Genomic DNA, 14752 nt, shown 5'->3' on the forward strand with positions numbered 1-14752 from the left:
TCAACTTTATAGCGTTTTTTATGATTGTGGTTACTTCGGCAAAAACTCAAAAAAGAGATTTAATAACAAAATAAGTTAAAATACTTAAATAATCTTAAATTTGTAAAAAAATATTATAAGTAATTATTCGTAAGTTTTTTAGTTTTTGAAATTAATTTTTTAATAAAAAAAAGACCAACTCAAAAGTTGATCTTAATTATTGTTTTTTTTAACTAGTTTGAAATAATAAATTAACACGAGTTCCTAATTGATTTGGTAATTCTTGGGTATTTGTTTTAATTAAATCAATTTTTAATTTTTGAATAATAGATTGACTATCTTTTAACTCCTCTTCGTATTTTTTGCCTTTCATGGCTAAAAAATAACCCCTTTTTTTAATTAAAGGAAAACACCATGGTAAAATAAGAGATAATTTTCCCAAAGCCCTAGTTACCACACAATCATAACTTAAAGTATGTTTTTCGACCCTTTGGTGAAAAAAAAAGATATTTTCCAAAGATAAATATGGAGCTAATTGTTTTAAAAAAATAATTTTTTTTAAAGAAGATTCTATAATTGTAATCCTTAAATGTGGATAGATGATTTTTAAAGGAAAACTAGGAAAACCAGCCCCTGAACCAACATCACAAAGATTTTTAATTTTTTTAAATTCTAGTATTTCTTTTAATATTAAAGAATCATAAAAATGTTTACCATAAACTTCTGATAAAGATGTTAAAGCAGTAAGATTATATTTTTTATTTTCTTGGGTTAAAAATTGATAGTATAAAGAAAACTGTTTTAATTGCTTTTGATCAAGTTTAAATTTGTTTGCTAATAAATTAGTATAAAGCATGTTTTTTTTCCAAATAAATCAACAAAATAGAAATATCCACTTGATTAACTCCTAAAATTCTCGAAGCTTGACCTAAAGTTTCTGGTTTAACAAAAGCTAATTTTTCTTTAGCTTCTTTTGATAAATTTTTAATCTCTAAATAATTAATTTTTTCAGGTATTATTTTACACTCTAATCTTAATAGTTTTTTTGCTTCTTTTTGAGCTTTTGCAATATAACCTTCATATTTGATTTGTATTTCTACTTGTTCATAGACTTTTTGATCCGCTTTTTCTTTTGAAAAATGTTGCAAAACCTTATAGTTCAATTCAGGACGTTTTAACAATTGTAATAATGTTGTTTTGCCAGCAAAAGGTGCAGAATCTAATTTTTTTAAATAAGCTAAATTAGTTTCATTAGCTAAAATTTCACAATTTTGACTAAACCGTAAAATTAATTTAATTTGATCTTTTTTCTTTTGAAAATTTTTATAATTGGTCTCATCAATTAAACCTAGATGATAACTATAATCTTTTAAACGCAAATCAGCATTATCATGTCTTAATAATAAACGAAATTCAGCTCGCGAGGTTAACAAACGATAAGGTTCTTTAGTTCCTTTGGTGATTAAATCATCAATTAAAACTCCAATATAAGCTTCATTTCTTTTTAAAATAAAAGCTGGTTTATTTTCTAATTTTAAAGAAGCATTAATTCCCGCCATTAATCCTTGGCAAGCTGCTTCTTCATAACCGCTAGTTCCATTCATTTGTCCGGCAAAAAAAAGATTAATAATTTTTTTTGTTTCTAGGTTGTGTTTTAATTGGCTCGGATTAAAAGCATCGTATTCAATAGCATAAGCATATTTAGTAATTTGGGAGTTTTGTAAACCAGGAATGGTTTTTAAAATTTCATGTTGTACTTCTTGTGTCATACTAGTTGAAAGTCCTTGCAAATACATTTCATCTAAAGATATACTTTCGGGTTCGATAAAAATTTGATGACTATTTTTATCACAAAAACGTATTACTTTATCCTCAATTGAAGGACAATAACGTGGTCCTGTTCCTTTAATATAACCACCATACATAGCAGATTTTTGAAGATGTTTTTGAATCACTTGATGAGTTTTTTCGTTAGTGTGGGTTAAATAACAAGGTTCTTGTTGTCTTAAATTTTTTATATCGCTATCAAAACTAAATGTTTGTAAATGATTATCACCTAATTGGATTTTAGTTTGACTATAATCAATTGTTGATTTTTTTATTCTTGGTGGTGTTCCTGTTTTCAGTCTAATTATTTCAAAACCTAATTCTTTTAATTGTTGACTAATGCCATAAGTGGTTGGCTTGCCGTTGGGACCAGCTGCTTTTTTGGTTTCTCCAATTAAAATTTGACTTGCTAAATAAGTTCCTGTTGTAATAATTACGGTTTTTCCATAAATTTTTTGACCATCTAACAGACAAACTCCTTGAACTTGATTACCTTTGATTAATAAATTATTAACTAAACCTTCTAATAAAGTTAAATTAGGACTGGATTGTAACATTTTTAAAATAATTTGGGGATATTGTAGTTTATCAATTTGAGCTCTTAAAGCTCTGACAGCAGGACCTTTAGAAAAGTTAAGCATTTTCATTTGGATTTGCGATAAATCGGCTGCTTTGCCCATCACCCCTCCTAAAGCATCTATTTCTCGGACAACTACTCCTTTGGCAGGGCCTCCAATAGAAGGATTACAAGGTAAAGAGGCTACTTCTTTTAAAGAACCCGAAATTAATAAAGTATGATGTTTTTTAGCCAATATTAAAGCTGCTTCAACTCCTGCATGTCCTGCTCCGATAACAATGCTATCATAAATCATTTTAAACCTCTTTTTTTCTTTTGATATGATGGGATTTTTTTAAACATATTTTAAAAATAAAAATAAGTATTAAATATTTTTAAAATATTGTGTCATTATCTCCTTCATTTTTGATTGACACATAAGGAGGCTTATAATTTTTTTGTTTTTCTAGGAGTTCTGCAAAAAAAGATTCTCCTAATTTTTTTTTAATTTCTTCTAATGCTTTTTGTAACTCTTTATCTTTAAAAAAAATTAATTGTTTTTGTTGATTTTTAATCCAATAATTAACGATAAAGCTAACAGTTAATAAAATAACTAAAGGAACGACAAAAAACCATTTTTTTTCTAATTTTTGCCATTTTTGAATTGTTAAAAAAATTAATAATAAAGTAGGGAGTAAAACAAACAAAAAAACAAATTTAATTCTGTTAATTAAACTTATTTCTTTTTGATAAACTCGTATCATGAATGTTAGCCAAAAAACATTTATTTCTTTTTGATACAAAGGTGCAAAATGTTGATAATAGTCTTTGTCAATTAAAAGCCGATAACTTCCTTGATCAGCTGTCCAAATAGCAAATTGTCTTGACTGAAACAAAGTACTGTAATGCTTACTTTGTTCTAAATAATAAAATTCAACTTTGACTAAATCCCCATCCAAAACAACTTCTTCTATTAAAAAAGGTTCCCCTTGTAAAGAATGATAAAAATTAGTTAATAACTGTAACTGTTTTTTCTTCTTTAAAAAAAATAATAAATTCATATAATACCTTAATTTCTTTTGATGGTTATTTTTATCAATTATTAGATTTCTAGTTGATATCTATGTCTTCTTTTATAATTTGTTTATCAGTTACAAACTTAATTATTTTTTCAAATTATTGTTTTAGCTATAAACAATAAACTATTAAATGCAAAATCAAAAAACATAATTTGCCATTTTGACCAATTTTTTTGGTTTATTTTTTATAATATTTTTTTGATTTTTTTATTTATCAAAAATTTTTGAAAAAAACTAAAAAACAAAATTTAAGGTTTAAAATATTCTAATAATAATATATTTTTTTGATTATGATTTTTATTTTTTAGATAAAATAACCTTTTCAAACTTTATTATCCACACAATAAAACAACTTATGGCTGCTTCATTCAAGACCTGACCAAATTCATTCTTTCATTGTTGAACAATAAAGTTTGAAAAAGCTAACTTTTTTTAAATATGTAAAATATATCACCTAACTTTTAAAATAAAATATTAACTAAAACTATGATTTTTTTAATTATTTTATTTATATACCTAAAAAGGGTACACTATTATTATAAACTTTTTTTTAGTTTTTATTGCAAATAAATTTTTTTGAAACTTTTTTTACTCTATTTTTTTGTTTGTTGTTGTATTGTAAATATTTTTAAAAAATACCTCTCAAAAATTAATCATAAAATTTTTATTTTATGTTACAATATTTATTGTTATTTATTGTTATATATAATTTATTGTTATATATACTTTGTTTGAGTAGCTCAGCAGGATAGAGCAACAGCCTTCTAAGCTGTCGGTCGGGGGTTCGAATCCCTTCTCAAACGCCATATATGTTTTTTTATTAATGATTTAACAAAATTTATTTTTATATTCGTTAAAAATTATTTTTCAAAGATTATTTAATTATTATTTTTTTTTAATCAATTTTTTTAAAAATAATTAATTAAAAAAAGGAACTATTAAAATTCATGACTGAATTTTATTTGCAAATTTTTATTTTAATTCTTTTAGCTATATTTATTATTGTGATTATTGTTATAGTATTTGTTTTACGTAAGCTCTTTTTAAAAAACCAACCTTTAGAAAACAATATTCAAGATTTTTTAAAACAATCTTTTTTAGAGTCTGAATTACGAGTTATCGATAGGTTAGATCTTAAAATAAACAATTTAACTCATCAAAGCAAAGATAGTTTAACTAAAGAAATCAAAGACACTCGTCAACATTTGATTAATAATCTTGAAAATTCATTAAAAGTTTTAAGAGAACAAAATGCCAGTGGTTTTCAAGAAGTTCAAAATATTCATAAATTATTGTGTCAAAATGATAAATCGGGTCAAGCAGGAGAATTTTTGTTAACACGCATTTTGGAAAACATCTCGCAAATGAAAGATAAATTAATTTTTGAAAAGCAATTTCTAATGAAGAAACAAACCAACAATGGACAACGTTTAAGAGTCGATGTTATGTGCAAAGGACATGGAAAGTTTATTCAAATTCCAATTGATTCTAAATTTCCTACAACAGATTTTCTCGCATATATTAACGATATCAACAATCAAACAGAATTAAAAAAACGTTTTTTTTCTCATGTAAAAGAAAGAATTAAAGAAGCCCAAAAATACGTTAGCAAAGAAGATAACGCTCCTTATGTAATTATGTTTATTCCGTCTGAAAGTGTTTTTTCTCAAATTAACGCGGATGAAGAAACAATATCATATGCTTTTAAACGTAATGTTATTATTACAAGTCCTTCTATTTTATTAGCTATTTTAAATTCAGTTGATTATTATTTTCAAATTTTTGAAAGTGTTCAGAATAATGAAGAAAAGTTTGTTTGTATTGATAATGTTTTGCAGGCAATGAAAAATTTTGATAAAATATTTTTTAATGACCTAAAAATAGCTTTACAAAAAGTTTTAAATGTTATTGAAGAGTTGGATAAAAAAGAAAGAACTTTACAAAAGCGTTATGAACAATTATTAGAAGTTCGCAAACAGGAAAGTAAAAAAAGATTACAAACTAACCAAAAAGATTAATTTTTTGATATTTTTTTAATGGTTGAATTTAAAAAAATGGGTCTTTGCTATTTTGATTTTTTTATAAATTGTATTTATTAAAATTATTTTGCAAATATTTTTTTTGCTTATTATATAATATTTATGGATACTAAATATTTAAAGATTTAGTATTTTGCCTTTGTTTGTTTAAGTACATATTTAATTTAAAAAAATTAAAGCATTTATGATTGTATTTAAATCTTTCATGGTATTTTTAATTTAAAATTAAAGGATTTTTTGAAATTTTTACATTGAACTCAAAATATAATAGAACTTTTATAATTAGTATTTTAATTTTTTTTACTATCGTTATTTTTTTAAGTTTTTTATTCTTTAATTATCAAGGTTTTTTTGTCGATGAAACATCCAACGATGAAACTGAAGAAATTGTTTCATCAATAACACCAGAACCTCATGTTTCTGATTCTAACATAGACGTTCTTAAAAATAAAATTTTGAATAAATTAGGTGATGTAACCGAAAAAATAATTGATTCAAAGCAGGTAAACAAGCATTTAAATGAACTTCCTAGTAAATTGACTTCTTTTGTATTTAAGGGCAAAAAAACCAAAAATTAAATTTATGAAACTAATTTTTGTATAATATATTAATAATTATTTTTTTTCTTATGAAAGCTAATCTCTTAAGGTTAGCTTTTCAGTTTTTTTATTTTACATCAAAAAAATATTTATTGAGATAAAAATATTGCATTTTTCTATTATTTTATTCAATTAAAATAATTAATCTTTGTTTATAATCTTTTTCTATTTCAGTTTTGTTTGAAAAAAAGATTTTCAAAAAAATATAAATTAATTATTAAAAACCATCTTGAAATTTTATCTTTGTTTATTTGAAATGATATAAAAAAAAGCATTTTACATACAATTTTATTGTCTATAATTGCTTTTTTTATTATAAAATATTATAAAAAAGAAAGGCATAAAAGAAAATGGGCGTGGACTGCAATGATTGTAGTAACATGGTTTTGCTTTCTGTTGTTTTTTTTTCTTTAGGTATTTCAATAGGTTATTTATTTTATTCTTTTTTTAATCGAAAAAAACTAGACCAAGAACAAAACAAATTTAAAAAACAAGTTAAAGAAAAATTAGAAAAATTGGAAAAATATGAAAAAGAATTGATTCGAAATGCCAAAATAGAAATATTTTCGTTAAGAAAAAAAATGGAACATGATTTACATGAAAGAACTAATATTATAGTTAATTTAGAAGAAAAAAATAATCGTCGTGAGGAATTGTTTAATAATAGAACAGAAAATTTAAACAGAAGAGAACAATATTTAGACGAAAAACAACAAACAATTAATCATACTAAAAAAATTATAGAAATGCAAATCAAAGAACAAGAAATTATTTTGCAAAATCAAAAAATCAAATTAGAACAAATAGCTTCTTTAAATCAAAAAGAAGCGCAAAAAATTATTATGGATGAAGTTAGAAATAAAACTGCTAACGAAATTTTTGCATATATTAAAAAAGAAGAAGAAAAGGCTAAATTAGAAGTTTCTAAAAAAGCTAAAATGCTTTTGATTTTAGCGATGCAAAAGTATTCTGCTGATACCACAGGAGAAAAAAACATTAGCGTGATTGATATTCCTAATGAAGAAATGAAAGGTCGCATTATCGGTCGTCAAGGCAGAAATATTAAAGCTTTAGAAATTTTAACCGGAGTAGATTTAATTATTGATGATTCCCCTTTGACAGTAGTTTTAAGTAGTTTTAACCCTATTAGAAGAGAAATTGCTAAAAAAACTTTAGAATTGCTAGTTTTAGATGGCAGAATTCATCCTTCTCATATTGAAAAAGCCTTAGAACAATCAATTATAGAGGTTGATAATTTTATTAAAGAATTAGGTGAAGAAGCTGTTTTTATTACTAAAATTGGCGAAGTTCATCCTGATTTAATTAAACTTTTAGGAAAATTACATTTTCGATTAAGTTATAGTCAAAATGTTTTAAAACATTCTTTGGAAGTAGCTTTTTTAGCGGGTAAACTAGCTTCAGAAATTGGTGAAAATGAAATTTTAGCAAGGAGAGCAGGTCTTTTTCATGATATCGGAAAGGCTTTGGACCACGAAACAGAAGGTAGTCACGTTGAAATTGGGATCGCTTTAGCTCATAAATATAAAGAAAAAAAAGAAGTAATTGACGCTATTGCTTCTCACCATGAAGATCAATTAGCTCAAACTACAATTGGTGTTTTAGTTGCTATTGCAGATACTCTTAGCGCAGCAAGGCCTGGAGCCAGAAAAGAATCAATAGAAAATTATATTCAAAGATTAACTAAATTAGAAAACATTGCAAATTCCATTAAAGGGGTAGCTCATTCTTATGCTATTCAAGCTGGTCGTGAAATTAGAGTTATTGTTAAACCAGACACAATAAATGATTATTTTATGTCTCCAATTGCAAGAATTATTAAAGAAAAAATAGAAAAAGACATTATTTACAATGGATTTATTAAAGTTACCGTTATAAGAGAAACAAGAGTTATTGAGGTAGCTAAATTCTAGCAAATTAGGGGAATTATTATGAAAATAATGTTTATTGGAGATATTTATGGTAAACCAGGGATTGATTATTTTACAGAAAAAATGGTTTTTTTGAAAAAAACTTACCAACCAAATTTTATTATTGCTAATGCAGAAAATGCTCACAATGGAAAAGGTTTAAGTTATAAAGTTTATCAAAAATTACAAAAAATAGGTGTTAATTTAATTACTATGGGTAATCATATTTGGAAAAATCAACAAATTAAAGATTTTATTGATGATTCTGATGTTATCCGTCCTATTAATGACCTTCAACAAATAGGTCAAGGTTATAAGATTGTGGAGTGTAATAATAAAAAAATTTTAGTTATGAATGCTTTAGGGCGTGTTTTTCTTAATCCTAAAATTTATTGCCCTTTTAAAACAATTGATTATGTTTTAGAAAAAAATAAATCTAAATATGATTTTTCTTTTTTAGACTTTCATGCCGAAGCCACTAGTGAAAAAATAGCTCTTACTCATTATTTTGACGGTCGGATTAATGCTATTGTAGGAACTCACACTCATGTTCAAACCAACGATGATCGTCTTTTTCCTCACAAAACACTTTATATTTCTGATGCCGGGATGACTGGGGCCAAAGATGGGGTTATTGGTAAAGAAAAAGATCCTATTATTGAGTCTTTTTTAGGCAACAAGGTTTTTGTAAAACCCAATGCTACAGGAAAACGACAATTAAATGGGGTTTTATTAACTTTGCAACCAGAACAAAAAATTGAAAAAATAAATTTATCAGAAGAGTAATAATTCATAAATATTTATTTTTCTTTTATTCTCTTTTTATTTGTTATTTTAAAAGAATTACTATTAATAATTTTTCAAAAATTGAAAAAAATCACGATTATGTAAAACTAAAGATTGCATAAAGGAATTGTTATGAAAAAAATAATTGCTATTACAGGGGTTACCGCTTCAGGAAAAACAAACCTTTCTATTAAAATAGCTAAACAATTTAATTTCGAAATTATTAATTGTGATTCTACTCAAATTTATCAACACTATAATATTGGGACTGCTAAAATTAAAAAAGAAGAGATGCAAGGAGTTAAACATCATCTTTTAGATTTTCTTTCTCCTGAAAAAAATTATAGTATTTATCATTTCCAAAGAGATGCACGTCAAAAAATTAATGATATTAGTAATTCTTTGTTTGTTGGAGGGAGTGGATTATATTTAAAAGCAGCTCTTTTTGATTACGAATTAACCCCAAAGCCTTTGATTCAACAAAAATTTAATAAACAAGATTTAGAAAATATGCTTGTTACCATTAAAAAAAAAGACCCTCAAATAGTTTTAGATGTTAAAAATCCCCTTCGCATTGTTAGTTCTTATCATGATATTATTTCAGGACATTTGAGATCTCAAAAAACTAAAAAAAATATACCTTTATATTCATTTTTAATTTTTTATCTTGATATTGATCGACAAGTATTAAAAAAAAGGATTATTTTCAGGTTAGAATCTATGTTAAATCAAGGTTTTATAGAAGAAGTAAAAAATATTAAAACTGATTTTCCTCAAGCTAATTTTAATATTATTGGTTACCGCGAAATCAAATCATTTTTAGAAGGAAGATATAATTTAACAGAAGCTAAAAATTTAATTATCCAAAAAACGATGCAATATGCTAAAAGGCAAAAAACTTGGTTTAAAAACCAATTTCAACCTATTGTCTTAGATGCTTTATCGTCTTCTTTAGAAAAAATAGTTTCTCAGATAGTCAGTGATTTTTTAAAAAAATAATTTCATTAATAGGAGTTAAAATATGATTAACACAAATGATTTTAAAACAGGTCAAACAATTAAATTCAATAATCAAATTTATCAAATTTTGGAGTTTTTACATGTTAAACCCGGAAAAGGAGCTGCTTTTGTAAGAAGTAAACTAAGAAATTTAAGAACAGGTAGTGTTATAGATCATACTTTTAATGCTGGTGTTAAATTAGAGCCTGCTTTGATTAATAAAATAAAAATGCAGTTTCTTTATTGTTTAAAAGAACAATATATTTTTATGAATACTCAAACTTATGAACAGTTAGAAATCAATAAAAACCAACTAAAAGAAGAACTTCAATACCTTTATGAGGGTTTATTAGTGGAAGTTATCTTTTATGACAATAACGAAATTTTGACAATTAGTTTACCTGATAAAATATCTTTAAAAGTCATTTATACAGAACCAGGAGCAAAAGGAGACACTAAGACTAATTCTTTAAAATATGCCACTTTAGAAACAGGATTAGTGATTAAAGTACCTCTTTTTATTAATATAGGTGAAAAGATCATCATCAACACAGAGACTGGACTTTATTTGTCAAGAGATAATAGTAAGTAATTTTTTGACTTTGTCAAAATACCTTTTTTGCTATTTGGATTTTCTTTTTGTTCTTATGTTTTTAACTTTTATTTTTTTCAACATCTTTTTTGTTATATAATGAGAATAGTTATTCTTAAAAATTTTACTTTGATTTGTTGATTAAAATAAATAAGGGAAATAAAGCATTGTGAATGAAATATTTGAATGGTTAATAAATTCATATTTAAAATTTTTTATTAGTTATCTTGTTGGTTTTATTAGTGGTTTTGTTTTTTTTGCTTTTGTTTATTGTTGGCTTTCTTTGTGCAATATTAAAAAAAGCATTAATCAGAGTAAACCAGAAAAAAACGATGTTAATCAAAAAGCAATCATTGAATTAATTGAATCTAAAAAAAAAGATTTTAAAACTAAAATAAAAAAAGATAAGGATAATTTTGGTAATCTTTTGCTTTTATCAATTAAAGAGTTGACTTTGGAAATTGTTACACAGTTTTACCCAAAATCTAAATACCCTTATTTAGAATTAACTATTGATGAAAGTTTAATCTTAATACTTTATATTAATCAAAGAATTGATAATATATTTAAAAATAAAATTTTAAGAATATTTCGCAAAATGACTTTAAAAAGAATTTTTATTATTAGGGAAGCCATTATTAAAAAAAATATTGTCCAAAAGTTCCAGAAAACTAAAAAAATTACCAATACTTTGAGTAATATTAAAAACTTGATTAATCCCTTTCATTGGATTAAAAAACTTGTTTTTGATAAACCTTTAGAATTAATTTTTATTCAAATAGGTGTTTCTTTAATATCTATTACCGGAGAAGAATTTTATAAAATTTATAGCAAAAAAATTTTTGAAACTGAAGCTGATGTTGAACAAGATTTACAAAAAGTTTTGGAATCTATTTCAAATGTCACAAATAATTAATTTTTTAATCATCAAAATAGAAGTTAAATTAAAGAAACAGGAAATAACTAAATGAAAATATTTAATTGGTTTCCTGGTCATATGAAAAAAACTTTTGACCAAATTAAAAATAATTTGTTTTTAGTTGATATAGTTTTGATAATGCTAGATGCAAGAATACCCTTTTCTAGTGTTAATTTTAAAGTTTTGTCTTTGATTAAAAAGCATCAAAAACCTTTTTTGTTTTTATTAAATAAAAACTCTTTAACTGATTCTCATAAAACGGCTACTTTTATTAAATATTATTTGCAAAAAGAAATATCAATCTTAGCAATTGATGCTATTGAAAAAAATCAAAATTTTTCTATTTATGAACAAGCCCTTAAAATAATTAAAATGAAAAAAGCTCATTTTAATTCCCCAAAAAAACTTATTTCGAATAAACCTAATATTAAAATGATGATAGTAGGTATGCCAAATGTCGGTAAATCTACTTTAATTAATAGTTTTGCTGGTAAAAAAGTCTTAAAAACAGCTAATTTAGCTGGTACTACCATCAAAATTCAATGGATTAAGATCTTAAAACCTAATATTAAATTTTTAGATACTCCGGGAGTTTTATCTCATAGTTTTTATGATCAAAAAATTAGTTTGTCTTTGGCGTTGGCTGGTTGTTTTAAAGATTCAGTTTTGCCTTTAGAACAATTAGGGCAACACTCCTTAGGTTATTTACAGAAACATTATTTTAACAATTTAAAAAAGAGATTTAATTTAGTTGATTTAGATGAAAACAATTTTAAAAAAACTAATTTAGTTGAACTTATTGGGCAAAAAAGAAATTTTTATACTAAAAATAAGCAAATTGATCAAAATAAAGTTTATCAAATGATTTTAAAAGAAATAAGAGAAGGTAGTTTAGGAAAAATTAATTTTGATTTAGATATTTTACCTTTTTTGGATGATTTTTTTCAACAACAAATCAAATTAAGCTAAAAATTTTTACGAGGAATGCAAAAATGAAAAACAAAGTTATTATAGTCGAGTCTCCTGCTAAAATAAAAACTTTAAGTCGTTTTTTTGATGATAAAGTTGAAATTTTATCTTCTAAAGGTCACATTAGGGATTTATCTTTATCAGGAAAAGATAGGCTTGGTATCGACATTAAAAATGGTTTCATCCCTAAATATGAAATTATAAAAGAGAAAAAAAGTCTAGTTGATTTTTTGCTTCAAAAAACTAAAAATAAAGAAATTTTTTTAGCGACTGATCCCGATAGAGAAGGTGAAGCAATTGCTTGGCATTTATCCAAAGTTCTAAATTTAAAACCTCAAATTGCTAATAGAATTGTTTTTCGTGAAATCACTAAAGAAGTGGTTCTAAAAGCTTTTCAAAAACCTCGTATGATTGATGAATTATTGGTTTTTTCTCAAGAAACTAGAAGGATGCTTGATCGCATTATTGGTTTTAAGCTGTCTCGTATAGTCAGGAGAATTAAATCGCAGTCTGCAGGAAGAGTTCAATCAGTAACTTTGAAGTTAATTGTTGATTTGGAAAAAGAAATCAATTCTTTTGTTCCGGAAGAATATCACCTTATTACTGCTTTTTTTCCATGTTTTCAAGCTGAATATCAAAATCCTAAAAATAAAAAAATTAAAGCTTTAGAAGCTTTAGGTATTATTGAAAAAATAACAAAAAAACCTTTTATAGTGAAAAAAATAAAACAAACCGACATGTTTCAAAAACCTAAAAAACCCTTGATTACTTCAACTTTACAACAAGAAGCAATTAATAATCTTAATATGACATCTAATCAAACAATGAGAGTAGCTCAAAAACTTTATGAAGGGATTGAAATTTCAAGCGAACCAATCGGATTAATCACTTATATGCGTACTGATTCTCAAAGATTTTCGAAAATGTTTGTTAAAGACGCTCAAGAATTCATTAAAGAGCAATATGGCAAAAAATATTTAGCCGTTTTTCAACAAAATTCAAAAACCAAAGCTCAAGATGCTCATGAAGCGATAAGACCTACGGATTTAACTAAAACACCAGAAAGTTTAGCGTCATATCTTGATAAATATGAATATAAACTTTATGAACTTATTTACAAAAGAACACTAGCAAGTTTTATGAAACCAGCTATATTTCAAAGAAATCAAGTTTGTTTTGAAGTGGAAAAACATTCTTTTTTAACAGAAGGAATGATTAAAATATTTGATGGTTATCAAAAAATTTTAAAAGATGGAATTCAAGATAAAATAATCCCAATTTTTCATTTAAATGAAACTTTTTTTCCTGAAGAAATACAAGATCTACAAAAGTTTACTACTCCTCCAACTCGTTTTTCGGAAGCTACTTTGATTAAAACTTTAGAAAAACTTAATATTGGTAGACCTTCTACTTATTCACAAATTATTTTTACTCTCAAAAAAAGATTTTATGTTGATGTGTTAGAAAAACGTTTTCAACCAACCGAACAAGGGATTTTAACTATTCAAAATTTAGAAATTTTTTTCAAACAATTTCTTGATTACCAATATACAGCTAAAATGGAAGATGATCTTGATAAAATTGCTTTAGGAATGGTTGATAATAAACAATTAATGCAACGTTTTTATCAAAAATTTCTTGAACTTTATCAAATAGCAAATAAAAAACTAGAAAAAATAAAACCAATTGAAACCGATCAAAAATGCAATTTATGTAAAGCTCCTTTATTGATTAAAAAAAGTCGTTATGGTCAATTTTTGGGGTGTAGTCGTTTTCCTGAATGTAAAAATACTTCTCTTTTGAAACCTCAAGAAAATGAAAAATTACAAAATTCAAAACCAATTGAAACCGATCAAAAATGCAATTTATGTAAAGCTCCTTTATTGATTAAAAAAAGTCGTTATGGTCAATTTTTGGGGTGTAGTCGTTTTCCTGAATGTAAAAATATTGTTAAAATTAAAAAAACTTAATTTTTTAAGTTTTTTTTCTAATTAATTTTCTATTTCTTATTTTTTTAAACTCTTCATCTATTTTGCATTCAACAACAAATAACGATTAAAAAATTTAGGCCGATATTTTTTTACTTAGTGTTATCGTAAATATGATTATATATTTTTATTAGCATCAAGTCGCGCGACATTTAAAAAAATGAGCTGAGATAAAAAAACAAACTAAAAATAACGAAAAATCAATTATAAAAATATATATAATTAAATTATAAAAGTAAATTGGGCGATAATAATTTTTTAAATTTTAGTTATTTTTTCAATGTTTTTTGTATTTCGATCATTTTTATTAAATATTTTATCAAATAAAAAATAATTAGGGGTTTTGTACATCTTTTAAATTTTTTAAAATTATCAAAATAAAAGTATTTTTTGTAGTTTTAGTTGTTTTTTATTTTATTTTTTGTATCACTCACACTTATGCTTTAATTTTTGATGGCGATGGGGAGGTTCTACATCAGCTTTTAACCCTAA

12 protein-coding genes, 1 tRNA gene and 1 other RNA gene are annotated in these 14752 nt (G+C 24.6%); 10 read left to right on the forward strand and 4 right to left on the reverse strand.

The window, feature by feature from the left end; genetic code table 11:
- Positions 1 to 208: 208 nt before the first annotated feature.
- The 4 genes from rsmG to ffs form a co-directional block, all read right to left on the reverse strand.
- On the reverse strand, positions 209 to 835 hold the full coding sequence (gene rsmG, locus PSOL_RS01365) for a 16S rRNA (guanine(527)-N(7))-methyltransferase RsmG (RefSeq protein WP_349402151.1): 627 nt from the start codon (positions 833 to 835) through the stop codon (positions 209 to 211).
- Entirely contained in the window at positions 822 to 2678 is a 1857-nt protein-coding gene (gene mnmG, locus PSOL_RS01370) for a tRNA uridine-5-carboxymethylaminomethyl(34) synthesis enzyme MnmG (protein ID WP_349402152.1), read from the reverse strand. The genes rsmG and mnmG overlap by 14 nt, the downstream gene beginning before the upstream one ends.
- A 79-nt stretch (positions 2679 to 2757) precedes the next feature.
- Positions 2758 to 3423: a hypothetical protein gene (locus PSOL_RS01375; RefSeq protein ID WP_349402153.1), complete on the reverse strand. Its 666-nt coding sequence runs from the start codon at positions 3421 to 3423 to the stop codon at positions 2758 to 2760.
- Between the two features lie 343 nt (positions 3424 to 3766).
- An RNA gene (ffs, locus tag PSOL_RS01380) (signal recognition particle sRNA small type) lies at positions 3767 to 3852 on the reverse strand.
- Between the two features lie 318 nt (positions 3853 to 4170).
- On the opposite strand from ffs, the gene PSOL_RS01385 reads away from it, so the two are divergent.
- The 10 genes from PSOL_RS01385 to topA all read left to right on the forward strand — a co-directional run bounded on the left by PSOL_RS01385 (position 4171) and on the right by topA (position 14242).
- Positions 4171 to 4247 (forward strand) — tRNA-Arg (locus tag PSOL_RS01385).
- A 141-nt stretch (positions 4248 to 4388) separates the two neighbouring features.
- The gene (locus tag PSOL_RS01390; protein ID WP_349402154.1) at positions 4389 to 5459 is read left to right on the forward strand and encodes a DNA recombination protein RmuC; all 1071 of its coding nucleotides are present in this window, start codon (positions 4389 to 4391) and stop codon (positions 5457 to 5459) included.
- A 272-nt stretch (positions 5460 to 5731) separates the two neighbouring features.
- Complete coding sequence (locus tag PSOL_RS01395) at positions 5732 to 6058, forward strand: hypothetical protein (protein ID WP_349402155.1); 327 nt, start codon at positions 5732 to 5734, stop codon at positions 6056 to 6058.
- A 371-nt stretch (positions 6059 to 6429) separates the two neighbouring features.
- Complete coding sequence (gene rny / locus PSOL_RS01400; protein ID WP_434062263.1) at positions 6430 to 8010, forward strand: ribonuclease Y; 1581 nt, start codon at positions 6430 to 6432, stop codon at positions 8008 to 8010.
- An 18-nt stretch (positions 8011 to 8028) separates the two neighbouring features.
- A complete protein-coding gene (locus PSOL_RS01405) occupies positions 8029 to 8793 on the forward strand; it encodes a TIGR00282 family metallophosphoesterase (protein WP_349402156.1) in 765 nt (254 codons plus the stop codon).
- 132 nt (positions 8794 to 8925) lie between these two features.
- Entirely contained in the window at positions 8926 to 9792 is an 867-nt protein-coding gene (gene miaA / locus PSOL_RS01410; protein WP_349402157.1) for a tRNA (adenosine(37)-N6)-dimethylallyltransferase MiaA, read from the forward strand.
- A 22-nt stretch (positions 9793 to 9814) separates the two neighbouring features.
- Complete coding sequence (efp, locus tag PSOL_RS01415) at positions 9815 to 10384, forward strand: elongation factor P (RefSeq protein WP_349402158.1); 570 nt, start codon at positions 9815 to 9817, stop codon at positions 10382 to 10384.
- 169 nt (positions 10385 to 10553) lie between these two features.
- Entirely contained in the window at positions 10554 to 11300 is a 747-nt protein-coding gene (locus tag PSOL_RS01420; protein WP_349402159.1) for a hypothetical protein, read from the forward strand.
- 51 nt (positions 11301 to 11351) lie between these two features.
- A complete protein-coding gene (ylqF, locus tag PSOL_RS01425) occupies positions 11352 to 12272 on the forward strand; it encodes a ribosome biogenesis GTPase YlqF (protein WP_349402160.1) in 921 nt (306 codons plus the stop codon).
- 23 nt (positions 12273 to 12295) lie between these two features.
- Complete coding sequence (topA, locus tag PSOL_RS01430; protein ID WP_349402161.1) at positions 12296 to 14242, forward strand: type I DNA topoisomerase; 1947 nt, start codon at positions 12296 to 12298, stop codon at positions 14240 to 14242.
- Positions 14243 to 14752 lie beyond the last annotated feature (510 nt).

Origin of the sequence: Candidatus Phytoplasma solani (genome assembly GCF_040126175.1) — a bacterium.
GTDB classification, from domain to species: Bacteria; Bacillota_I; Bacilli_A; order Acholeplasmatales; family Acholeplasmataceae; genus Phytoplasma; species Phytoplasma solani_A.